Raw genomic sequence first — 273 nt, forward strand, 5'->3', positions numbered from 1 at the left:
CGTTCAGCTCGGTGCCGACGCGCTCGTACGACATCAAGGGCCGCATTATCAGCGTGCCGTCGAACTACGATCCCGACCAGCGCACGTACTCGGGCACGTGGGACGGCACGTTCAAACAGGCATGGACCGACTGCCCGCCGTGGATCTTCTACGACCTCGTGCTGAACGATCGCTACGGCGCGGGCCGCTACGTTGATGCGTCATCGCTCGACAAGTGGTCGCTGTACGAGATCGCGCAGTATTGCGACACGATGGTGTCGGACGGTAAGGGCG

1 protein-coding gene is annotated in these 273 nt (G+C 62.6%); it reads left to right on the plus strand.

All coding sequences use genetic code 11. The features are described 5' to 3' along the window. On the plus strand, positions 1-273 hold a 273-nt coding region (locus tag SB772_RS41020), incomplete at both ends, for a hypothetical protein (RefSeq protein ID WP_410838653.1).

Source organism: Paraburkholderia sp. SIMBA_030, from assembly GCF_046535245.1.
Lineage (GTDB): Bacteria > Pseudomonadota > Gammaproteobacteria > Burkholderiales > Burkholderiaceae > Paraburkholderia.